The 24,558-nt window shown below is 34.8% G+C and carries 20 protein-coding genes and 1 pseudogene; 4 read left to right on the forward strand and 17 right to left on the reverse strand.

Annotation, left to right across the window (positions count from 1 at the left end; all coding sequences use genetic code 11):
* Positions 1-22: 22 nt before the first annotated feature.
* From AC1DS7_RS01825 to AC1DS7_RS01840, 4 genes are all read right to left on the reverse strand, one after another.
* A complete protein-coding gene (locus AC1DS7_RS01825) occupies positions 23-1,639 on the reverse strand; it encodes a (2,3-dihydroxybenzoyl)adenylate synthase (protein WP_476998735.1) in 1,617 nt (538 codons plus the stop codon).
* Between the two features lie 12 nt (positions 1,640-1,651).
* Positions 1,652-2,851: an isochorismate synthase DhbC gene (dhbC, locus tag AC1DS7_RS01830; protein WP_476998736.1), complete on the reverse strand. Its 1,200-nt coding sequence runs from the start codon at positions 2,849-2,851 to the stop codon at positions 1,652-1,654.
* 26 nt (positions 2,852-2,877) lie between these two features.
* Positions 2,878-3,663, reverse strand: coding sequence for a 2,3-dihydro-2,3-dihydroxybenzoate dehydrogenase (gene dhbA, locus AC1DS7_RS01835; protein WP_476998737.1), 786 nt, complete (start codon positions 3,661-3,663; stop codon positions 2,878-2,880).
* 629 nt (positions 3,664-4,292) lie between these two features.
* Positions 4,293-5,495 (reverse strand): L-lactate MFS transporter, encoded by a 1,203-nt coding sequence (locus AC1DS7_RS01840; RefSeq protein ID WP_002085734.1) that lies wholly within the window; start codon positions 5,493-5,495, stop codon positions 4,293-4,295.
* Positions 5,496-6,188: 693 nt separating this feature from the next.
* Between AC1DS7_RS01840 and AC1DS7_RS01845 the strand changes: the two genes are divergently transcribed.
* Positions 6,189-6,374: a YkvS family protein gene (locus tag AC1DS7_RS01845; protein ID WP_002012762.1), complete on the forward strand. Its 186-nt coding sequence runs from the start codon at positions 6,189-6,191 to the stop codon at positions 6,372-6,374.
* 63 nt (positions 6,375-6,437) lie between these two features.
* Here AC1DS7_RS01845 and AC1DS7_RS01850 read toward each other — a convergent pair whose 3' ends face one another.
* Positions 6,438-6,737 (reverse strand): ArsR/SmtB family transcription factor, encoded by a 300-nt coding sequence (locus AC1DS7_RS01850; RefSeq protein WP_002012759.1) that lies wholly within the window; start codon positions 6,735-6,737, stop codon positions 6,438-6,440.
* A 335-nt stretch (positions 6,738-7,072) separates the two neighbouring features.
* On the opposite strand from AC1DS7_RS01850, the gene AC1DS7_RS01855 reads away from it, so the two are divergent.
* Positions 7,073-7,246 (forward strand): hypothetical protein, encoded by a 174-nt coding sequence (locus AC1DS7_RS01855; RefSeq protein WP_002031929.1) that lies wholly within the window; start codon positions 7,073-7,075, stop codon positions 7,244-7,246.
* Between the two features lie 160 nt (positions 7,247-7,406).
* Here the strand turns inward: AC1DS7_RS01855 and AC1DS7_RS01860 are convergent, their stop codons facing one another.
* From AC1DS7_RS01860 to AC1DS7_RS01875, 4 genes are all read right to left on the reverse strand, one after another.
* Positions 7,407-10,496: an AAA family ATPase gene (locus AC1DS7_RS01860; protein WP_476998738.1), complete on the reverse strand. Its 3,090-nt coding sequence runs from the start codon at positions 10,494-10,496 to the stop codon at positions 7,407-7,409.
* Positions 10,493-11,650, reverse strand: coding sequence for an exonuclease SbcCD subunit D (locus AC1DS7_RS01865; protein ID WP_476998739.1), 1,158 nt, complete (start codon positions 11,648-11,650; stop codon positions 10,493-10,495). The genes AC1DS7_RS01860 and AC1DS7_RS01865 overlap by 4 nt, the downstream gene beginning before the upstream one ends.
* 15 nt (positions 11,651-11,665) lie before the next feature.
* The gene (locus AC1DS7_RS01870; RefSeq protein ID WP_002085739.1) at positions 11,666-11,905 is read right to left on the reverse strand and encodes a DUF2584 family protein; all 240 of its coding nucleotides are present in this window, start codon (positions 11,903-11,905) and stop codon (positions 11,666-11,668) included.
* Between the two features lie 184 nt (positions 11,906-12,089).
* The gene (locus AC1DS7_RS01875; protein WP_002012747.1) at positions 12,090-12,347 is read right to left on the reverse strand and encodes a hypothetical protein; all 258 of its coding nucleotides are present in this window, start codon (positions 12,345-12,347) and stop codon (positions 12,090-12,092) included.
* Between the two features lie 350 nt (positions 12,348-12,697).
* On the opposite strand from AC1DS7_RS01875, the gene AC1DS7_RS01880 reads away from it, so the two are divergent.
* Complete coding sequence (locus AC1DS7_RS01880) at positions 12,698-13,750, forward strand: enoyl-CoA hydratase/isomerase family protein (protein WP_002065275.1); 1,053 nt, start codon at positions 12,698-12,700, stop codon at positions 13,748-13,750.
* Positions 13,751-13,909: 159 nt separating this feature from the next.
* A complete protein-coding gene (locus AC1DS7_RS01885; protein ID WP_085960726.1) occupies positions 13,910-14,542 on the forward strand; it encodes a LysE family translocator in 633 nt (210 codons plus the stop codon).
* Between the two features lie 106 nt (positions 14,543-14,648).
* Here AC1DS7_RS01885 and AC1DS7_RS01890 read toward each other — a convergent pair whose 3' ends face one another.
* The 8 genes and pseudogenes from AC1DS7_RS01890 to AC1DS7_RS01925 all read right to left on the reverse strand — a co-directional run bounded on the left by AC1DS7_RS01890 (position 14,649) and on the right by AC1DS7_RS01925 (position 24,352).
* Positions 14,649-16,109 carry a CoA-acylating methylmalonate-semialdehyde dehydrogenase gene (locus tag AC1DS7_RS01890; RefSeq protein ID WP_016126890.1) on the reverse strand — a complete coding sequence of 487 codons (1,461 nt, stop codon included), beginning with the start codon at positions 16,107-16,109 and terminating at the stop codon, positions 14,649-14,651.
* 39 nt (positions 16,110-16,148) lie between these two features.
* On the reverse strand, positions 16,149-17,039 hold the full coding sequence (locus AC1DS7_RS01895) for an NAD(P)-dependent oxidoreductase (RefSeq protein ID WP_002012741.1): 891 nt from the start codon (positions 17,037-17,039) through the stop codon (positions 16,149-16,151).
* Between the two features lie 16 nt (positions 17,040-17,055).
* Positions 17,056-18,765 carry an acyl-CoA dehydrogenase family protein gene (locus AC1DS7_RS01900; protein ID WP_044439787.1) on the reverse strand — a complete coding sequence of 570 codons (1,710 nt, stop codon included), beginning with the start codon at positions 18,763-18,765 and terminating at the stop codon, positions 17,056-17,058.
* Between the two features lie 155 nt (positions 18,766-18,920).
* Entirely contained in the window at positions 18,921-19,829 is a 909-nt protein-coding gene (prpB, locus tag AC1DS7_RS01905) for a methylisocitrate lyase (RefSeq protein WP_476998740.1), read from the reverse strand.
* Between the two features lie 18 nt (positions 19,830-19,847).
* On the reverse strand, positions 19,848-21,284 hold the full coding sequence (gene prpD, locus AC1DS7_RS01910; protein WP_476998741.1) for a 2-methylcitrate dehydratase: 1,437 nt from the start codon (positions 21,282-21,284) through the stop codon (positions 19,848-19,850).
* 98 nt (positions 21,285-21,382) lie between these two features.
* Positions 21,383-22,504, reverse strand: a complete 1,122-nt coding sequence (gene mmgD, locus AC1DS7_RS01915) for a citrate synthase (protein WP_002127276.1) — start codon at positions 22,502-22,504, stop codon at positions 21,383-21,385.
* Positions 22,505-22,919: 415 nt separating this feature from the next.
* Positions 22,920-23,191 (reverse strand): annotated as a pseudogene (locus AC1DS7_RS01920) (HesB/YadR/YfhF family protein).
* Between the two features lie 15 nt (positions 23,192-23,206).
* On the reverse strand, positions 23,207-24,352 hold the full coding sequence (locus AC1DS7_RS01925) for an MFS transporter (protein ID WP_016094095.1): 1,146 nt from the start codon (positions 24,350-24,352) through the stop codon (positions 23,207-23,209).
* Positions 24,353-24,558: the final 206 nt, after the last annotated feature.

Consider the following 24,558-nt stretch of genomic DNA (forward strand, 5'->3'; position numbering starts at 1 on the left):
AATCACTTCCTTCCGATTTTTATTATTGTTTTACTGTAATAAGTTTTTCAGCAATGACTTTACGTAATTCTTTTTTGCTTACTTTTCCAACACCTGTTTGTGGGAATGATTCAATAAATTCAATTCGATCTGGAATCTTATAAGCTGCTATACCACGTTCTCTTAAGAACATTTTTAATTCGTTTGCAGTTAGGACTTGTCCACGAGCGATAACAAAAGCGCAAGTGCGTTCTCCTAAATAATCGTCAGGCATAGATACAATTGCTACATCATGTACTGCATCATGTGCTAATAGATGATTTTCAACCTCTTCCGCAGCAACCTTCTCACCACCACGGTTAATTTGATCTTTATCTCTTCCTTCTACAATGATGTAACCTTGTTCATTTACTTTTACAAGATCACCTGTGCGATAAAAACCATCTTCTGTAAATGATCTTACATTATGCTCTTCCGCTTTATAATAACCACGAATTGTATATGGCCCTCTTGTTAATAAACTTCCTACTTCACCGGGTTTTACATCGTTATCATTTTCATCAACAACCCTTACTTCATCGAATGTAGACATCGGTCTACCTTGCGTATGAATAATGATTTCTTCAGGATCATTTAATCTTGTGTAATTTACTAACCCTTCTGCCATACCGAACACTTGCTGTAACGTACATCCAAATGTAGGGCGAATACGCTTCGCAACTTCGGCACTAAATTTCGCACCTCCTACTTGAATAACTTGCAGGCTCGATAAATCGTCGTTACGGGAAGATGCTGCATCAAGCCAAATCATTGCTAATGGTGGAACGAGCGCTGTAATCGTAACTTTTTCTTTTTCTATAAGAGCAAATGCCTCATCTGGACTGCCTCCAGTTGCCAATACTACTTTTCCACCCGCATAGAAAGTTCCAAATGTCCCTGGAGAACTCATCGGGTAATTGTGTGCTACTGGAAGAACTGCCATATAGACACTTTCTGCATTTAAATTACAAATGTCAGCGCTAACACGTAAACTATAAATATAGTCATCATGTGTTCTAGGAATTAATTTAGAAAGTCCTGTCGTCCCTCCTGATAATTGGAGAAACGCAACATCACTTGGCTGAACTTCTGGTAACGGAATCGGATCCATATAAAGATCAGTTATGTTCACGAATTCTTCTTCTTCCCCCACTACGATTACATGTTGTAAAGCGGGAACTTTCTCTTTCACTTCTCTTGCTAGTTTTCGATAATCAAAGCCGAGAGCCTTATCTGAAATAACGTAAGCACTCGCTTCACCAAACTCGCAAAAATAACTAATTTCACTACTGCGATGAGAAGGTAGTGCAAAAACAGGGAGTGCTCCAATGCGAAATAGCGCAAAGCATATTTCGAAAAACTCTATAATATTAGGCAACTGGATTACAACTCGGTCCTCTTTCTTTATTCCTAAATTCAGTAAACCTGAAGCTAAGCGATCTACCTTTTTATCAAGTTCACTATATGTTATTTGTGAATTACCACTTACAATCGCAATTTGATCCCCATGTTTTTCAGCGCGTTCTTTTAACATCGAACCAAATGTTTCTCCAAGCCAACACCCTTCTTCTCGATAGCGATTGGCAAATTCTTTTGGCCATTCCGTATAACCTATTAACATTCTTTCTTCCCCCTATTTTTCATTCAGCGAATTATCTCTTAACCCTAAAGCCTTCAACATTGTTTGGAACTTAGCTGATGTTTCTGCTAACTCATCTTCTGGCTTTGATTCAGCAACAACTCCAGCACCTGCATATAAGCGAAGTGTATTCTCTTGCACTTCAGCACATCGAATTGTAACAATCCATTCGCCATCTCCATTTAAATCGCTCCACCCTAACATTCCTGTAAAGAATTCACGGTCAAATGGCTCAATTTTTTGAATAGCCTCTCTCGCTTCTTCCATTGGAGTTCCGCAAACTGCTGGCGTAGGATGAAGAGCAATTGCTAATTCTAAAGAAGACGTATTTGGGTCCTTTAGTTCACCTTTCACTTCCGTAGACAAATGCCACATTGCTTCACTATGAATAACTGAGGGTTTTTCTGGAACATGTAATATATGACAGTAAGGGCGAAGCGCAGCGGCAACCGCTTCAACTACTACCGCATGTTCATGTAAATCTTTTGGAGAAGAAAGTAATTCTTCTGCCCTTCTTTTATCTTCTACTGGATCCTCACTTCGTGGTCTTGAGCCAGCCAACGGATTAGAAATTACTTGCATACCATGACGTGAAACAAGTAATTCAGGACTTGCTCCAATTAACGTCTTACTGTACTCGTTTTCATCTTTCGGCAAATTAACAGCAAATGTGTAGCCGTGCTTATTATGTTCCGCTAATTCACGAAGTAGTTTTTGTTGATCAATTTTCTCGGAAGACTTAACATCCAGCGATCTAGATAGAACGATTTTCCTTAAATCTCCGTCCTGAATTTTTGCTATTCCTTGCTTCACACCATCCATATAAACTTCAGGAGCTGGAACCGGTGTCATTTCAAATGTCAGTTTCTCATTTCGTTTTATCTCATTTGTTGTCTCTAACTGTAAACGCTCAGTAATTCTACTATGTTCTGGTACGATAAGTTGAACTTCTTTTCTACGATCAAAAGGCAAAGCACCAACAACGATAGGATTCGGATTTCCAGCTTGTTTTGCATTACTTAATACCGCTTGTACAAGTTCTGGAAAGCTTTCAATTTCACGATGTTTTACTGTAGTAAACTCTCCTTCTGCTAATATTGTTCGAGTTGGTGAAGCGAAAAAGAATGAAGATTCTGTCTTATAATCTTCTAAAAGTTTTTCTGACAGTTCCTTTACGGCTGTAAGTTCATTCATAGTACAATAACCTCCTGAATTTTTTATTAAGCTCCTAATGTAGCTCCGCCATCGACACATAAATTGTGCATTGTAATATGACTTGCTTTATCAGAAGCTAAAAACAATACTGCTTCAGCAATTTCTGAAGGTTGTGCAATTTTTTGTAACGGAATACCGAGTCTATATGTATTTTGAGAACCAGCAATTATATTTTCAGCTCCATTCTCATCAGCCCATAGTAATCTTTGCATTTCAGTTTCAGTAGAACCAGGAGAAACTAAGTTGCAGCGAATATTGTATGCTGCAAGCTCTAATCCTAAACACTTCATAAACATTGTAGTTGCGGCTTTTGATGCAGCGTACGCAGCCATTTCCATTCTCGGAGTATTTGCCGCATTTGAACCAACTGTAACAATTGCCCCTGACTTTCTTTGCATCATATGTTTACTTACTGCTCGAGACATATAGAAAACTCCTGTAGAATTTACAGAGAAGGTTTTATTCCAATCTTCATCACTTAAAGAGTGAATTGGTCCCATACGTAATACCCCTGCAACATTTATTAATATATCTATTGGTGCTATATCATTTTCAATACCGTTTACCATATCTTCAACAGCGGTACTATCACTCACATCTAAATGAAATATTTTCATACGTGTTTCATTTAATTCATTTTCATTTAAGAGTACGTTTAACCCCTCTTCATTTTGATCAACCGCAATAACTGTAGCTCCTCTTTCTAAAAACATTTTGGCAACAACACTGCCTATACCTTGAGCTGCACCTGTTACTAAAACCGTTTTTCCATCAAATTCCCCTAAGTTCATTTCCTCTATCCTTTCATTTGAAAATTAATCTAATTAAACAAATAGCAATAATGATAACGATTATCACTATCAATGTAAAAAATAATACACTTACTAAACTAATTGGTCAAGTGTACTTTTCATCAAAACATTATTCATTGATAATGTTTTTCATTTAATATTCTTACATCGAAATGATAATCTTTCTCAATAAACTTGTCAACCTATTTTTATTTTTCAGATAAAATATTTTAGTACTTCTCAATACAATTACATCTAAAAGCATTAATAAGTACTTACATTAAAAAATTTAATTCGTACTCCTCTTTTTAAAATTGAAGAAGATAAACTGTAGATACCTTCATTTACAAAGCCTTACCAAAAACTCAAGTATATATTTTCTCAACATTTTTCTGAAAATATCAAGAAAGTATATCTTGCAATTACCGATGCATGTCGTGTTTATAATTTAAGATTTAATAAGTATTTCGAATATAATATATCAATTTATGATATTCCAATATAATCCAAACGGATACTTTACTCATTTTTTTGCCTCTAGAAAATTCCACATGTTGTAATTCATAAAAAAGCACCCTATTAAATAGGGTGCTTTTTAGTAAACATAGTGTTAAAGAAGATTTATATACTTACGCTACACTGCGATACTCTTCTTCTTTTTCTTTTTTCTGCTTAGGCACTTGGATTAAAAGTGCGATAATAAATGATACGACACATAATACGCCGATCACCATGAAAGTTGGTTTGAATCCACCTAGAACTGCACCGATAAAGGAACCAGCGAGCGCTCCAAATCCAAATCCTTGATACACAATTCCGTAGTTCTTACTATGGTTTTTCATACCGTAGAAATCACCAACGATAGCTGGGAAAATAGTGATATTTCCACCAAAGCAAAACGCTACACTTGCTACACATACGAAGTAGATACCATAATTTAAATCTACGAAACTTAAAACCAAGACTGAAGCTGCCATAACAACAAATGTACCAGTAACGATTTTTAAACGGCCGATTTTATCTGATAACGGCCCTAAAATAATACGACCTAATGTATTGAAGATTGCAACCATAGCCACCGCATTAGCTGCTGTCGCTGCGCTAAGCCCTACAAGTTGAACACCAATGTCTTTTACCATACCAATTAAGTATAAGCCACTCATACATGATGTAAATAACATAATAAATAATAAGTATACTTGTTTTGTGCCTAACATTTCTTTCGTTGTATATTCCTGAGTTTTTGTTTCATGAACTGCTCCTTGATCTGCAGCTTGATGGATTAAACAAGCGCCAAGGACAATCATAGCTGTAACAATTAAACCCCAGTATATAAACGCTTGTGATACACCAACTGATTCAATTAACTGTGCGTTAATATATTTAAAAATTAAGCTACCTGAACCATATGCAGAGACAGAAATACCAGCAATTAAACCTTTACGCTTTGGAAACCACTTTATTAAATTGGATAATGAAGTGATATATGCTGTACCATCTGCATAACCTACAACAACCCCTGCTAGTACATAAAGCAATATTAATGAGGAAGCTTGTGAACTAAGTATTAATCCAATTCCTAATGCTAGTCCAGCTATCATAATAAGTTTACGAAGTCCCCATTTTTCTTGCAATTTACTCGCAAACAAAGTTGAAAACGCTAAAGACAGGCTAGTAATTGAGAAAGTTATAGCAACAGCGTTAAGACTCCAACCGTATTTACTCACTAAGGGCTGATTGAATAAACTCCATGTATATATCGTACCAAGCCCCATTTGTACTATGACTGTTCCAAGGACAACAAGCCATGGATTAACCGATGATTTTTTCATACCATCTCTCCTCCTCTTTCTATTTCAATGCTATTCGCTAAATATGCTTTTTTTATTTTTATTTTCGCCACCTCATTCGACTTAACAACTTCATTGTATAGGATGTTTTCGCTTATGTAAGCACTTACAAGATGGAGCGTCAAAAATATGGAATCAGTTACAGAAAACGAAGGGTGAAATACAAAAAACTACTTGTTAAATACGTAGTAGTTTTTATAATGTTTTACATCAATACGACTTATGTGTGTTTTCATATCCTCTTTTATACAAAGTTATGCGCCCTGTTACACCATGGCTGGACTTCAAAATTTTGATTATCCTATATAAACAAAAAAACACCATATTCTTTTTAACTCCCCAGCTTTATAACATGTTGCGTCTATATTTCTTAATACAAATCATTTAATAGTCTTGTAATCTGGCTTCTCGTTACAATGCTTTTAATCAAAAATCCCACCATTTCCACTTCCGTATATCTTGTTTTTCTAACGAAACATACAAAAGTACAACGTTTTTTACAATTTTCTACATAAAAACAGAAAATATATAATTCATTTACATAATTTTGCACTTTAATTTTTATTAAACAACAAATATTTTATTGATAAATAAAACTAAACATTCACTAATATATCTATACGTGGTTTAATATATATAATAAACAAACATTTCTGACTTTTATAAGGAGGTACTATGAAAGCAAACGTAGGCGATACTATACTATTTCAACGAAATAACTTAAAGATCACAGCATCTGTACTAAAACTATACACTGAATCGGTCTTAGTTGAAGTCACAGATGTAAGCGGTGGTACTTTTGAATTTGACCGAACAATTGTAAATCATAAAAACTATAAAATTTTAAATGCAAATAAATAAAACAATACAATACAAAATAGCCCCTGCTTAACAGCGGAGGCTATTTTGTATAATAACAATTCATTAATTTACATATCCTAAAACACTAACAATCTTGCTTGCTTTTAAATTATTAATATAATAATAAATTTCTAACCCTCTTCTCTCAGCTCTTAGCACTTTACCTTTCATTTTTGATAAATGCTGCGAAACAGTCGATTGAGGAATATTTAATATTTCTGTTAATTGTGTTACATTACAAGTTTTGCGTGCACTTAATTCATTTACAATTTGTAATCGTATTGGATGTGCCATTATTTTTAAAATATCCACATCTTCTTCAGTTACTAAACTTTTTTTTATCTCGCTCGTATATGTTGTCATAAGACATTCCCCTTTTATTTGAATTCCTTTTTATTAAAATCTGCTTCTAAATAAAATATTATCTCTAATATACAATTAAGACCCTTATATAGAAATAATAGGATTTCGATTATTTAAAAACAGCAATACTATACAATTTCATCTATTTGGTACATATACATAATACAATTTCAATTTGTGCTCTATGTGAAGTTAGCATAAATTTATAATGAAGATTTTTCAAACAATTCACATCTAACTATATACTTCCTCATAATACTATCCAGTGATTTTAACATATTTTAGGCATTTGTATATACTATTGCAAAACACATTCTTATTGAGGGGGAATTTATATGCCAACACCGTTACAAGAACAAGTTGAAGAAGCTCGTGAAACATATGTCAGTCGTATTATTTTAGTTGGTGGTTCAGCTTTATTTTTAACAGGTGGTGTTATATCTGCAATTTCAGCTTTTAAAAGTTATAACCGTTTGGCAAATACGCCACCTTCTTCAAATGATTCATAATTGCATCATTCATTCCTTTAAATAATAAAGATGCCGCCTCTACTATAGAGACGGCTTTATATAAAAACATTATTAAATTCATTTGAACTTAATTGAAAAAACGTTATAACAATTTGGTACAATGTTCAAAGTAAGGATAGATACTTTCAATTTGACAAGCTTATTTCACCACAAACCTCGTCTGACTACACCCATCCTTCTGCTTCGTTACTTCTAATACAGCTGGCATTGCATTTTTCAGTTCTTGAACGTGTGAAATTACACCGATAAAGCGACCTGATTTTTGCAAGTCGATTAGGGCGTCAACTGCTTTCGTTAATGACTCTTCATCTAATGAGCCGAATCCTTCATCGATAAACATCGTTTCGATGGAAATACCACCCTCATACGCTTGAATTACATCTGCCATTCCAAGTGCTAAGCAAAGTGATGCGTTAAATTTCTCACCGCCAGATAATGTTTTTACATCTCGGGTTTGACCTGTATATGCATCATATACATCTAATCCTAATCCACTTTGTCGATTCCTCTTTTCAACTCGTTCGCTTCGTTTTAAATAAAATTGTCCATTTGATAATTTACGTAGTCGTTCGTTCGCAATTTGAACAATTTGTTCTAAATACTCAATTAAGATGTAACGTTCAAAGGATATACGACTATCGTTATCCCCTTTCATTACTTCATATAAATCAACAAGTTCTTGGAATGCTTTTTCTTCCTCATGAATTTGTTCATCAATTCGTTTAATATTTTCATGTAAATCCGTAATATATGATACGGCGTTTTGAGCACGTTGTCGTTTTTCTTTAATAATATCAAGGCTAATTTCCAATTCTTTCACTTGCTCATCTAATGAAGAAATGTCCATATACTCTTTATCTTTTAAGTCTGCTTTTAATTCTTCAATTTGTTTTGTAAGTACTTCTAGAGATGAGTAATAACTTTGGATTTCTTGTTGTAACTTATCCATCTCAGCATCATTTAATTTGGATTCTTTATATTTTAATTGATCTGTAAATCCGCTTTGTTCTAGCTCTTTCATAAAGCGTGTGAACGTCTCTTCTTTCTTCTCTTTTGCACTATTAAATTGATTAGAAGCATTATCATGTTCTGCTTGAATACGTATATTTTCATTTTGCCAATGTTGATACGCCTCTTGTACTTTCTCCCATTCATCTTCCATTAACCTAAGTTCTTGCAGAGCTTGGTCAAACTGTACTTTCCAAGCTTGTACCGTTTGCAAGCTTTCCGGAATATTTTGCTTATCATGTTCATATGACGTACGAAGCTGCATAGACTCCATTTCAGTACGGTGCTGCACAGTTTCTACTTCACGCTTTTGTTTCTGGAGTTCTTCTACTTTTTCTTCTACGCTTTTTATATTCACAGCAATTTGCTTACGCGTTTCTTCACTTGCTTTTAACTCATTAACTTCTGCTGCTAATTGCTTTCCTTTTTGAACGAGCGCACTATATGTTTCTACTAATTCTTCTGAGCGATAGCCTCGCTTTAGCACTTCTTCTATCACTTGTTCATATTGAACTCGATAGAAATTCCACTTTTCTTCTAATTGAACATGTAATTTTTCCGCAATAGTTTTCTTTTCTCTTAGCTCATTTAACTCTTTTTCATCAATTGCATTACTTTGCTCTGTAGCCTTTTTCGGGTGGTCCATACTACCACATACTGGACAAGATTCACCATCATGTAAATGAAGAGCTAATATACCAGCTTGTTCACTTAACCAGCGGCATTCCATATTTTCATATGTACTAACTGCCTGTTGCATCTTATGAAACGCACTTTCTTTTTCTAGCTCGTATTTTTGTTTTTCTTGCCATACATCATATGCCTGCTTTAATACTTTTGCATCTTCTCGCATATTCGTTAGTTCTTCTACTTTAGCTACATATTGTTCAAGCGCTGCTTCTAATTGCTGTAATTCGCCAGACATTCTTTGTTTTTCATTTTTATGCGCTTCTAGTTGTTCATCTAACTTTTGCATACCTTCTTTTAATTTTCCTATGTGAATTTCAGCATTTTGCAAATTTAACTTTTTCTCAGCTAATGATGCAATAATTGGCTGTAACTCTTCTAGTCTTTGAACTTGTTTTTTAGCATTTTCTCGCTCGGATGCCTTATTCTTTAATGCTTCATATTTCTCCTGAGCAAGTGCAAAACTGTTCATTATATGCTCTTTTTTTGCGATTATCTGTTTTAACAAACTTTCAGACTGCTGTTCATATTGCATCGCTTCCTCATGCCATTGCTCAAATGGTAATAATCGCTTCGCCTGTTCCGCATGTTTAAAAGATTTTTCTTTCATTTCGATTACGGCACGGTTTTCTTGTAAAATACTGTACTTCTCATTCTTTTGTTCTAAATCTTTGAATTTCTCATTTACAGCTTTTGCTGCATGAAAACGTGCCTCTGCTTCTTTTAATTGTTTCGTTTTGTCATTTTGTTCTAAGTGTAATTGCTCAACCTCTGCATTGTACCAAATTGTTTCTTGTTCTAATGCCTCTACTACTTGATGTGTATTTACATGCTCTTGCTCCACTAATGTCTCTAATAATGCCCCATCACGTATTGGTAATTTAAATACATTACGGAAATATAGCTCACGTTCTTTTTGTTTTTCTTGTAAGACGTCTTTCCATTGTTTACGCTTTTGATCTAATATCTCACGCATTAATTTATAACGATCTGTTTTAAAAATGCGGCGTAGTATTTCTTCTTTATTTTCCGTTTCAGATGTTAATAATTTTCGGAACTCTCCTTGCGGTAACATGACAATTTGGCTAAATTGATGTTTACTTAATCCAATTAAATCTTCAACTTTTTTATTTACATCCGTTACATGAAAACGATTGACACATGGAACTTTCTCCTCATCAATTACTTCATATAATTCGACTGCATGTCCTGTAATTGTTTTATTTCCTTGTTTTTTATGGCCCAGTTGTCGTTTAATTTCATAACTTTTTCCTTTTAATTGAAAAGTTAATTCCACACTTGTATAAACATCATCATCAGCAAATTGGCTACGAAGCATGTTAGTATCACTGCGCTCTTCTCCACTAGCTTCTCCATATAATACATAACAAATTGCATCAAAAATCGTTGTCTTTCCAGCTCCTGTATTTCCAGAAATAGCGAAAATACGATGCTCACCAAGATCTTTAAAATCGATTACTTCTTTCTGTTTATATGGACCAAACGCGGTCATTATAAGCTGAATCGGTCTCATCCTCGCTCACCTTCCCGTTCTTGCACTGTTTGCAAAACATCTAAAAATAGACGTTCTTTCTCTTCTGATAAATCTAGCCCTTTCATTTCTTTATAAAATGCTTTTAAAAGAGATAAATCATCCGTTTTATGTCTTGAAACAGTTACTTCATTTTCATCTGTGAACTCTCGTCTTTGAATAGATCTTTCAACATGCATTGCATTTGGGTATACAGAACGTATTTTTTCCATTGGCTGCAAGACAGGATTTTCATCTAATAATTTCACAAATACATAATCTTCACTCACTGGATGAAGCAATAAATCGTCTATTTTCGCTTCTACTGTACGCATTTTACGACGTGGTGTAAGTAAACGTTTTTCAATTGTTGTTTCACCTTTTTCATCCAGTTCCACAATATAATATCCTTTTTTATGCTTTTCTTCAGAAATAGAATATGCAATTGGTGAACCTGAATAACGAATTGTCTCATTACGTACAAAATGCGCTTGATGTAAATGGCCAAGCGCCGTGTAATGAAACTTATCAAAATAATGGCTATTTACATATTCAGCACCACCAATTGAAAGTGGTCGTTCCGCATCACTCGTATTTTCCTCTGCCTCTCCTGAAGAAGTTACAAATGCATGTCCTACAAATATGTGTCTCGCTTCTTTATCCATCGTTTCAGAGAGTTCGTTCATAAAAATACGCATCGCATCATCATGAGAACGAACATCTTCATTTTTCAATATATGTCTAACAATACTTGGATCTGCATACGGAACGAGATGGAAATGAACCTCTCCGTATTCATCATTTAAAACAACAGGATTGTATGGAAACTGGAATTGTCCAACAATATGTAATCCTTGTTTTTTCATTAAATTACTACCAAAATGTATGCGGTCCGGACTATCGTGGTTTCCTGCAACTGCGATTATTGGTGTTTGTAAATCAATAACTATCTTTTGTAATACATCATTTAATAAGTCTACTGCTTCTGTAGGTGGAATTGCTCGGTCATATAAATCTCCTGCAATAATTACAGCATCCGGTTTTTCCTCTTCAACAGCTTGTACAAACTGATCTAACACAATTTTTTGATCTTCAGTCATATATACACCATGAACAAGCTTACCTAAATGCCAATCCGCTGTATGAAAAAACTTCATATTACCCTTCTCCTTTTAGTTTACTGATTGTAGTGAAACAAGCTGATAGTTTAGTGTAGTTTTTCCGTTCTCCCATTCTAACTTTTGGACAATTGCACTACCGATTCTTTCTTCGTTTGATTTATATAAAGGCAATATTTCTTGAATAGTAAATAGATGATAACCATCTAAAATTAATTGAAATAAATTATCTTCTATATGTAATCTTACTTCTTTTTCATTTGAAATAATTTTTGTATGCATCTCAAATTTCATGCTAGATACAACCCCTTTTTTCTAATCTCTACATTTTAATAGTATAGTGGTCATGCAAGATTGACAAGTAAATACACCGCGATGTACATACTTTTTTAATTATAAATATTTTATGTTTTTTTATATGAAATACGGTATGTGAAATTATTAATCTACAAAAATAAAAATGCCCTTTCAGGCATCCTTATTTTTGTAAGTACTCTTTCATAACGTAGTACAATACAGTTATTAAGACAATCGCTACAAAAAACGCAAATACGGCCACAACATACCCATCTTTATTTAATAAAAAGCATATGGAAATAGATATTATAAAAATCGGAAACACGAGACGTACCTTAGCCTTCACTTCTTCTGTCGTATCTGTATGATGAAAATACTGTGTAATTCCTACCATAAGAGATGACAAAATAATAACCGACAATAGTAAAGGTCCTGGCATTCCGATCTCTCCTTTCTCTATTTCTAATTATATACAAACCCCGCGCTCTTTAAAAGTTAGATAATTCAGCCTTTTAACTTTTTCTACATCCACTCTTTAATTTACGCCACGTATACTAACTCAATATAAGTTATACATATAATAGCGCCTTCAACACGACATTTTCAAATAATAGCACTTACAGTAATGTTGTAATATTCCTCTTCATTCTCTGAAATCCTGCAAATATAACTCGTCAAAATATGCGATAAATACTAACACTAAGCACCTAATTTAGACAAAAATTATAGAGGACATTTCAGCATGTATCAAGAAATAAGAATAGAAAGATAAGTAAGGGAGGATTTATAATGACTGAACACGTTTTATTTTCTGTTAGCGAAAACGGCGTTGCATCTATTACTTTAAACCGTCCAAAAGCACTTAATTCTTTATCCTATGACATGTTACAACCAATTGGGCAAAAACTTAAAGAATGGGAGCAAGATGAGCGTATTGAACTCATCGTTTTAAAAGGAGCTGGGACGAAAGGTTTTTGTGCAGGTGGTGATATTAAAACGCTATACGAAGCACGTTCTAACGAAGTTGCATTACAACATGCAGAGCAGTTTTTTGAAGAAGAATATGAAATTGATACATTTATTTATCAATACAAAAAACCAATTATCGCTTGTTTAGATGGAATTGTAATGGGCGGTGGTGTCGGTCTGACAAATGGAGCGACGTATCGAATTGTAACAGAGCGTACGAAGTGGGCAATGCCTGAAATGAACATCGGTTTCTTCCCGGATGTCGGTGCTGCTTATTTCTTAAATAAAGCGCCTGGATATACTGGTCGATATGTTGCTTTAACGGCATCTATTTTAAAAGCTCCTGATGTATTATATATTAACGCTGCTGATTACTTTATGACATCAGATTCATTACCAAATTTCCTTACCGCACTTGAAAATGTAAATTGGAAAAAAGAAGATGTACATACTCATTTAAAAGAAGTTATTCGTACATTTGCAACTGCTCCAAACTTAGATGGCAATCTTTCTTCCTCAGTAGAAGAAATTAATTCGCATTTTGCATTCGATACAATTGAGGGAATCATTCAATCGTTAGAGAAAGATCAAAGTCCATTTGCCCAAACAACGAAAGAAAAGCTATTATCCAAATCCCCTGTTTCATTAAAGGTAACATTAAAACAGTTTATTGATGGCCAAGAAAAGTCAGTTGAAGAATGTTTCGCGACAGATCTTATACTCGCTAAAAACTTCATGCGACATGAAGATTTCTTTGAAGGAGTACGCTCCGTTGTAGTTGATAAAGACCAAAATCCAAATTATAAATATAAACAATTAAGTGATGTTTCAGAAGAAGATGTAAATCGATTCTTTAACTTACTTAACGCTTAAACAAAGAGGCCATATATTGTAGCACACTCTCAGCTACTCTATATGGCCTCTTCTTTTTAGTTAAATAATTTTAAATATAATTTAATTTTATTTAACTAAAATGTATGTTAAACTAACGTTAATCGAATTTTCTAAAAACAAAAAAGGAAGGCGGATAACATTATGGAAAATTTTTTTCTGTTTATTATTATGTCTATATGTCTTATTATTCTACCCGGTCCTGATACAGCAATGGCTACGAAAAACACATTGATTGCCGGCAAAATCGGCGGCGTAAAAACTGTTTTTGGTACTTGTGTTGCGCTTTTAATTCACACTTTAGCTGCTGTAATTGGTCTTTCAGCACTTATTGTAAAGTCTGCTCTTTTATTTTCTATTTTTAAATATGTTGGTGCTGTATATTTAGTCTATATTGGTATTAAAGCCCTTTTAGCAGTAAGAAACACAGAAGACTTAAATACAAATGACGTTCCAATAAATAATGACAATAAACATACTTCTTGCTTTCGCCAAGGGTTTCTTACAAATTTACTAAACCCTAAGATTGCAGTCTTCTTTTTAACTTTTTTACCACAGTTTTTAAATCCAAATCATAATACATTTATACAACTTCTCGTTATGGGACTTACTTATCTCATTTTAACCGTCATTTGGTTTGCTTTTTATATATTTTTAATTGATAAAATTAGTGCTTTTATGAAAAAACCGAAGACACAGCGTTATATTCAAGGGATTACAGGAATCGTCTTAATTGGGTTTGGTATTAAATTAGCCTTTGAAAGAAATAGTTAACACAATACAAACGAAAATACACTACTCATAATGGAGTAGTGTATTTTCGTTTGTATTATTTTTATAATGAGTGGGAATGCACCCCACTCATTATCATTTCACTTTATTAAAACCAGCGCTCAGTTACAACTTTTTTACGTGTATAAAATTGAACGCCATCCGTACCATTTGTACCAAGATCTCCAAAGAATGAAGCTTTGTTTCCTGCAAATGCGAAGAATGCCATTGGTGCTGGAACGTTAACGTTTACACCAATCATACCAGCATCAATATTGTCTCGGAATGTTTGTGCATGTTTTCCATTTGATGTATAAATAACAGCACCATTCGCAAATTTCGATTGATTTGTCAGCTTAATACCTTCTTCTAAATCTTTTACTCTTACAATACTTAATACCGGAGCGAAAATTTCATCTTGCCAAATTTTCATTTCTTGATTTACACCATCAAAGATCGTTGCACCAACAAAGTAACCTTCTCCAACTTCTTCATTGATTTTACGGCCATCTACTAGTAAAGTTGCTCCATCTGCTACACCACTATTAATATAGCCTAAAACACGTTCTTTATGAGATTCACGGATTAATGGTCCAACATAATTATCTTCGTTGAAACCGTCACCTACTTTTAACTTCTTCGTTTCCGCTACTAATACATCAATGAATTCATCAGCAATTTCATCAACTACTGCTACTACTGAACATGCCATGCAGCGCTCTCCACTACTTGCAAACGCAGATCCAATTACACCTTGTACTGTTTTTTCAAGATTGCAATCTGGCATTACAATCGCATGGTTTTTCGCACCTGCTAACGCTTGTACACGTTTACCATTTTTTGTACCAGTTTCATATACGTAGCGTGCCACTGGCTCAGAGCCAACAAACGAAACTGCTTGAATATCTTTATTTTCTAAAATACTATTTACAACATCTTTTCCGCCTTGTACTAAATTTAATACCCCTTTTGGAAAACCAGCTTCATAGAATAACTCTACAAGTCGCTCAGCTAAAAGTGGCGTTCTTTCAGATGTTTTTAATACGAATGTATTACCGCAAGCAATTGCAAGTGGGAACATCCATAATGGAATCATCATCGGGAAGTTAAACGGTGTAATACCAGCAACAACTCCGATTGGGTAGCGCCAAATCGATCCATCAATTCCACTAGCAATATTCGGAAGAGCTTGTCCCATCATTAAATTTGGTGCTGATGTTGCAAGTTCTACCGCTTCAATACCACGCTGTACTTCACCAGTTGCATCCGTTAGCGTTTTACCGTTTTCTAGCGTAATGATTTTTGCAAGCTCATCTTTATTTTCTTGTAACAGTTGTAGATATTTGTATAGTTGTCTTGAACGATTTGGAACTGGCACTTTAGACCATGTTTTGTATGCCGCTTTTGCCGCTTCAACAGCTTTTTCAACATCTTCTTTTGGAGAAAGTGGAACGTAAGCGATGATTTTTCCAGTTGCCGGATTCGGAACCGCTTCTACTTCCGTACCAGTAGATTCTACCCATTCGCCATTAATATGATTTTTCACTCGTTTAATTTCAGTTGTAATCATTATATTCTCTCCTTTTTTATCATGGTTTTTATAAGTGCACTATTTTTGATTAGAAATTAACTGTTCGCTAACTTTCTTATATAAAGCAGCCATATCGTTTTCACCATATCCTGCCTCACTCGCTTCTTCATATACGTTTAATAGCATCTCACTTACTGGTAAGTGAAGTTCACTTTCTTTAGCTAACTCTATCGCAAATCCCAAATCTTTCTTTAATAAATTTACAGTAAAGCCTGGCTCATAATTTTCTGATGCAATGAAACTTTTATAATTACGCTCATAAATTCTACTTTGACCGTAACTTACATTTAAAATATCAAACATTTTATCTAAATCCATATTGTTCTTTTTCGCTAATGTTAAAGCTTCACTCACACCAGCTGTATAAAAACCAATTAATAGATTATTAATTAATTTAACAGTTGTACCACTATCAATCTGCTCACTAACGTGGAAAACATTTGCTCCAAGTACTTCCATGACAGATTCAGTTTTCTCATATACTTCTTTCGATCCACCAACCATAAACGTTAATGTACGGTTTTCTGCACCAATTACCCCACCGCTAACAGGTGCTGCTAAAAAGTCTACTTTCTTTTCCTTCGCCGATTCCTCTAATTGTTTGTTTAATTGTGGAGATACTGTACTTGTATCAATTAAAGCTACATTCGAGTGGCTATTTTCAAATAATCCTTCTTCCCCAAAATATACCGCTTCCACAGCACGAGGTGAAGGCAAACTTGTAAAAATCACATCGCATGTCTCTGCTAGTTTTGAGATTGATAGGCCGATAATTCCCCCTTCTTTTTCAAAGGAAGCTTCCGCCTCTTTATTCAAGTCCACTCCATATACTGTGTAGCTAGATTTAACTAAATTTTTAGACATTGGAAGACCCATGTTACCTAAACCGATAAAACCAATCTTTTTCATATCGCTTTCCTCCTATTTACACAATATATTTCCCGCGATTTATAATAACTTTCGCAATATCTCTCTTTTTCGTAAATAAGTTTGAGTATAAAGGCACTAATAATTGACGGATTTCAGCTAATATTTCTTGCCTATTTTGTTCTTCTGTGACAGCTGCTGAAAGAATGGAAATCGCAGCTTCTTCTACTTTACGATATCCTTCTTCACAAATAACACCTGTTATCATTTGCTTCGTACGCTCTTTTTCCTCACCATTTTTACTAACTGCTTTCCTCGTACGTAAAAATGCTGATTCCATGACGTACACGTCCGTCAACATATTTGATAATACGCGTGAATATTCTTGCTCTTGCTCAATTTTTAAACCTGGAGTTTTAGAGAGCGTTTTCAAAGATTGTTTCAACAATTTTTTCGCTAATAAAATGTAACGATGGTTTCTTTCTACATTTGCCACATCAATTTCTACTTCAGCATCTTCTATTTGCTCGATTTGCTTCATTAACATTTTTGCAACTGTTAATCTATTAATTTCATTCGTTCCTTCAAAAATACGACTAATCCTAGCATCACGATATAATCGTTCTACTTCGTATTCTTGCATATAACCGTAACCACCATGAATTTGTACAGCTTCATCTACGATATAAGCAAGTGTTTCAGAAGCGTTTACTTTATTCAGTGCACATTCAATTGCAAATTGGGACATTTTTTTCATAAGATCTTCATCACTCTCATGAATTGCTTCATCAATTACACCCGCTGTACGGTAAGCTGCACTTTCTGCTCCATATGTAGAAATAATCATATTGGCAATTTTCTCTTGAATCATCGTAAAATCTACTAATTCCGTTTGGAACTGTTTTCGCTCTTTTCCATATTGAACTGACAAACCGATTGCTTGTTTTGCTGTTCCAATATTTCCAAAAGCAAGTTTTAGTCTAGCGAAGTTAAGGATATTAAGAGCTACGTGATGCCCTTTCCCAACTTCCCCTAAAATATTTTCAGCGGGGATGACAACATCTTCTAAAATAAGCGTCGCTGTTGAAGATCCTTTAATCCCCATCTTCTTTTCTTCTAATCCTATTGATACACCTTCACATGTTCTTTCGACAATAAACGCTGTCATTCCTTTATTTGTCTTCGCAAAAACAACGTATACATCTGCCATATGAGCATTTGTAATCCACTGCTTCTCACCATTCAACTTCCAAGCAGTACCATCTTCATTCAATACTGCACTCGTTTTTGCACTTAAAGCATCAGAACCAGCATTTGGCTCAGTTAAAGCATAAGCCCCAATCCATTCTCCAGACGCAATTTTCGGCAAATATTTTTCTTTCTGTTCTTTCGTTCCATAATATATGTAAGGCAACGTACCTACACCGGCGTGTATATTAAAAGAAACGCTAAATGCACCAGCGTAACCCATTTTCTCTGCTACAAGACCTGAGACAGCCTTTCCTAACTCGAATCCGCCATAATCTTCTGGTACCTCAATGCCTAATAATCCAAGTTCCCCAGCTTTCTCAAATAATTGACGAGAAACTTTATAGTTATGTTGTTCAATATTCTCAATTTGCGGGACAATTTCTTGTTTAACGAATTGTTCTGTCGTTTTTGCAATTAAATCTTCATCCCCTGAAAAATCTTCTGGTGTAAAGAAAGTATTATTCACATCTTTATTGAGTGAAAAAAATTCATCCCATGGTAACTTCGTTTTCTCCATCTGAATCCCCCTATCATTTCGGCCTTCGTTGATCTTTGCATATGCTCGTCTACGATGAGTGGAATATCTTATTATTGAAAACAGAAGGCGATGATTTTTCACATCAAGCAGTTCGTTTTGCCAAAGATGTATTTTCATCGCCTAAATCCTTCTACCTATTGATCTTCAGATAATACTGTTTTTGCAATTCCAGTATCTAACTCTTCAAAGTCATGATATGAAATTGTTTCATATAATTCACTTCTCGTTTGCATATTAGAAAGTGCATCTTTTTGAGAACCTGTTTCCTTAATTAGCGTAAACACATTCTCATATGCTTTTGCAGCAACACGAAGTGAAGTTACAGGATAAATTACCATTTGGAAGCCCATATTCGCAAATTCCTCTGCACTATAATATGGTGTTTTTCCGAACTCAGTCATATTTGCTAGTAAAGGTGCATTCACTTTGCTAGTAAATAAACGGAATTCTTCTTCCGATTGAAGCGCTTCTGGGAATATTGCATCTGCCCCTGCTTTTACATATGCATTCGCTCTTTCAATCGCTGCATCTAATCCTTCCACGCCGCGAGCATCTGTGCGTGCTACAATATATAAACTTGGCGCAACTTCTTTAATCGCTTTAATTTTTTGAACTAATTCTTCTGTAGTAACAAGTTTCTTACCATTTAAATGTCCACATTTCTTTGGTAATTGTTGATCTTCAATCTGAACAGCCACAACTTTCGCTTCCACCATTTCTACAGCTGTTCTCGCTACGTTTAGTACTCCACCAAATCCTGTATCAATATCAACAAGAACTGGTAAATCTGTAGCTCTAACTAGATCCCTTGCTCTCTCTGCTACTTCAGTAGACGTCACGATTCCTAAATCTGGTAGTCCTTTACTTGCAGTGTAAGCAGCTCCCGATAAATATAGAGCTGAAAAACCTGTGTTTTTCGCAACAAGAGCCGCCATTGCATCATGAGCACCTGGAATTTGCAAAATTTCATTTGCTTCTACTAAAGCTCGGAAGCGATTCGCAAGCTCCTCTTGTGTTGACTGTTTATTCACAACCCAAGCCATTCTAAATTCCCCCTATTATTAAATTAAGAATAGATCTACAAATTCGTTTACATTCATATTTTCTAGTTTTTCTTCATTTAGACAAGCTTCATGGATTTTTTCTTGTTGCTTACTAGAATAATGACCTGCCATATTTGCAGTGAATTTTCGAACAACTTTTGGAATTGCTTCGTCTCTACGGAAACGGTGGCCAAGCGGGTATTCACATTCCACATTTTCTGTTACAGTACCATCTTTAAAATGAACTTGAACAGCGTTGGCGATTGAGCGCTTGTTCGGGTCAAGGTAATCTAAACTGTACTGTTTGTTTTCAACAACAACCATCTTATTACGTAATTCATCTACACGTAGATCATTCGCTACTACATCCTCATAATCATCCGCAACGATATCTCCTTTTAATAAACCTATTGCCGTAATGTATTGTAAGCAGTGATCGCGATCAGCTGGGTTATTTAATGGACCTTCTTTATCGATAATACGAATTGCTGACTCATGAGTTGTAATTGTAATGCGATCAATTTCATCTAATCTTTCTTTAAGTTCCGGATGTAATTTCACTGCGCATTCTGCAGCTGTTTGTGCATGGAATTCTGCTGGGAATGACACTTTGAATAATACATTTTCCATTACATAAGATTCTAGCGGTCTTGCTAATTTTAATTCTTGCTTGTTAAATAACACATCTTGGAATCCCCATCCTGGTGCAGATAATGCCGTTGGGTAACCCATTTCACCTTTTAATGCAGTCATTGCAAGATGAACACCGCGGCTCGTCGCATCACCTGCTGCCCATGATTTACGTGAACCTGTATTTGGAGCATGACGATATGTACGAAGACTAGAATTATCAATCCACGCATGTGATAATGCATTAAAGATTTCCTCACGCGTTCCGCCAAGCATTTTTGCAACTACTGCAGTCGTCGCTACTTTTACGTATAATACGTGATCAAGACCAACACGGTTTAAACTGTTTTCTAAAGCAAGTACACCTTGAATTTCATGTGCTTTAATCATCATTTCTAGTACTTCACGTACTTTTAATGGTTCTTTTCCTTCTGAAATACGAACGCGGCTAATATAATCTGCAACTGCTAAAATTCCGCCTAAGTTATCAGATGGATGTCCCCACTCTGCTGCAAGCCAAGTATCGTTATAGTCTAACCAACGGATCATACATCCGATATTAAATGCGCCTTTTACTGGATCTAGCACATAAGATGTTCCTGGTACACGTGTACCATTTGGCACGATTGTTCCTGGTACAACTGGTCCTAATAATTTCGTACACTCTGGGTATTGTAGTGCTAAAATTCCACATCCAAGTGTATCAAGTAATACGTAGCGAGCCGTACTGAATGCCTCTGCACTTGTAACCTCTTTATTTAATACATAGTCCGTAATTTCTTCTAATAATGCATCTTTTTGTTTAATTTCATTTGTTTTAATCATGCTATTCTTCCCTTTCTGTCGAAAATTCGTTATTATTAATGATGGGTGTCGGTCAAACACCCATCTGGCGGGCGGCGCTAACAACTCCCCAGTTGTTTTTATTTACTAAATGCATGTCGCTCGCCAATATAATTTACACGTGGACGGAACAAACGATTGTTCGCATGTTGCTCAATTACGTGTGCACATAGCCCTACTGTTCTAGAACTAAAGAAGATTGGTGTGTAAAGTTGAATTGGAATACCAAGCATCCAATATACTGGAGCAGCATAATAATCAAGATTCGGATAAATTCCTTTTTCCTTCTCCATAATTTTTTCTCCAGCTTCACACATTTCATATAGTGTATAATCGCCTTTCACATCACATAACTGCTTTAATGCTTCCTTCATCATAAGTGCTCTTGGATCCATCTTTTTCATATAAACACGGTGTCCAAAGCCCATAATTTTTTCTTTGTTATATAGTTTCTTCTGTAATAACTCTTCAAATTTCTCAACATTACCAGCTTCTAAAAGCATGTACATAACCGCTTCATTCGCACCGCCATGAAGACTTCCTTTTAAGGATGCAACTGCTCCTGTTAAAGCGCCGTATAAGTCGGATTGCGTTGATGCAATAACGCGTGCTGTAAATGTAGAGTTTGGCATTTCATGTTCACTATATAAAACAAGGGAACGATCAAAGATTTTCTCTTCAAGTTCAGTTGGTTTCTTTCCAGTTAACATATAGAAGAAATTCGCACTATATGACAATTCTTGAAGAGGCTCAATTGGTTCCTCATTATTTAAAATATGGTAGCTATTCGCTACAATATTTGGCACTTTACTTAAAAGCTTGTATCCTCGACTTTTATTCACTTCTAACGAGCGGTTTTCGATATCACTATCGTAACCAGCTAATGCAGACACACCTGTACGTAGCCCATCCATAGGATGCGTTTCCTTAGGCAATGCCTTTAGAACATTGAATACACCTTCTGGCACTGCATATTCTTCTTTTAATTTCTTTTCAATTGTTGCTTTCTCATCCTCATTCGGTAAACGTTCTTCTAATAAAAGGTGCACAATGTCTAAATACTCTTTTGTTTTTGAGAGTTCGATTAAATCATACCCTTGAATTACAATTTCACCTTTTACTGTGTCAAGAAACGAAATTTTCGTTTCCGCTGCTACTACACCATCTAATCCCGGGGAAAATTTTTCTTCAGCTTTCATCATTATTTCCTCCAATCCTAATAGATCTTCGTGCACATAACTGTAAGCCTTTACAATAATATGAAACTACATTTCTATTTCAATGTATCAGAGTTTTTAGAAGATTTCAATTTATTTTATAATGATAAGTTTCCTATACTTTTACCGATGTAATAATACAATTTTTCAAAAATAACTTTCACCTTTTATAAAGAAAGGACAGACATCCTTTTACAATTTTTTAAAACGAAATATAACAATTATCCATATAATCCCACTAAATATACCTTTAATCCCTTTTTCTTCAACAAACATAAAAAACCGAGCTGCACTCATGCACAGCTCGGTTTTTTATAATATTTATTTCATATTCCCATAAATATAATTCTTATATAAAATTTATTTATTTTTAATAAAATTATTATTTTACATAATTAAATTAAATTTCTTCCGTTTCTTTACGATAGCTTACAACTAATTCATAGTTTTAAAAGTACGAAAGATCATCAAAATCTATAAAAATAAACTACCGTCTTTCTCAACTGACACTATTTCCCGAACTAATTTCTCAGAAACAATCCCTAAAGAATATCCGGGCTGAATTGAGCTATTTCCTCCGTACCTTACAATACATCAAATAGATTCATCATGCTTTATACGCAATTCTTCCTTAAAGCATCGTCGAGCATCATGTTCAATTGAAATTTTCATCTTTGCTCTTCCTGTTTACGCAAAATCTTTTTTGCCTAATCGTTGTTTTACAAAAATGACAAATATAATTAAAGCTATTAATCCTGAAATTGCACTACCTGCGAATAAAATACGGTAACCAAACATTTGTGAAACAACTCCAAGTAAAATCGCACCTAATCCAATCCCTAAATCAAAAGCGGTAAAGAATGAAGCGTTAGCAACTCCTCTTTTACTAGGATCAACAATTGTCAGCATCGCTGCTTGTAAAGCGGGCTGTGCTGAACCGAATCCAACACCATATAATGCCGCTGCAATCATTACACCTATCAAACCATTTGAAATCGTTAGTACAACTATCGCTAAAATAGTAATACATAGTGCCGGAAGTATGATAAAAACTTCTCCATACTTATCTAATAGTTTTCCTGAAATAGGTCGTACAATTGTTAAAGCAATTGCATATACAAGAAAGAATGTCCCAGGATTCACATCAATTGATGACGCGAATAACGGTAAAAATGTTGTTATTCCTCCATATGCAAATGATAAAAAGAAAACAACAACCGTTATTGATAAAACGGATTTTTCAAACAGCTGAATTTTCCCTTTTTCTTTTTGTGGCGTGAATGGCATTTTCGTTATTAACGATAATACGACTGCCATAAAGGATAAAAGAGTTGCTAACAAGAATAGACCATGAAATGAATAATTTTGTACAACCCATAATCCAATCATCGGGCCAATTGCCATCGCGATTGTCATCGCCATGCCATACCAGCCCATCCCTTCACCACGACGTGAATCTGGAATAATATCAGTTATCGCTGTTCCAACTGCTGTTGTAGAAACAGCCCACGTCACTCCGTGAATAACGCGTAAAACAGCTAAAAGGACAATAGTCGATGCTAAATTATAAGAATACATCGTTATCCCAAAAAATATGAGTCCGAAAATAATAAAAGATCTTCTACCATATTGATCTAACATACCTCCAATAATCGGTCGTATTACAACTGCCGCTATTGTAAACATTCCCATCATCAGTCCAACTTGCGATTCATTTCCACCAATCTCTTTAATAAAGAGCGGGAGCGTTGGAACAAGTAAATAAAACCCCGTAAATAAAAATAACATCGCGATAGTCATTTGTATAAATGATTTCGTCCATAATCGTTCCATTAAAATCCCTCCATAAACACGTAAAATATACAATCAACACATCAATTGTATATTTTTCATGTTCCCTTGCCCTCCGCTAATAGACGTATCTTTTCATAATAGATGGTCTACCATCAATTTAAGTTGGTCTTACGACTTTATGCCTATGTTTTAAGCAAAAAACCTATATATGTACCTTTATAGGTTTTAGAAGAATATACTATTTT

This window comes from Bacillus sp. P4_E1 (assembly GCF_056401715.1).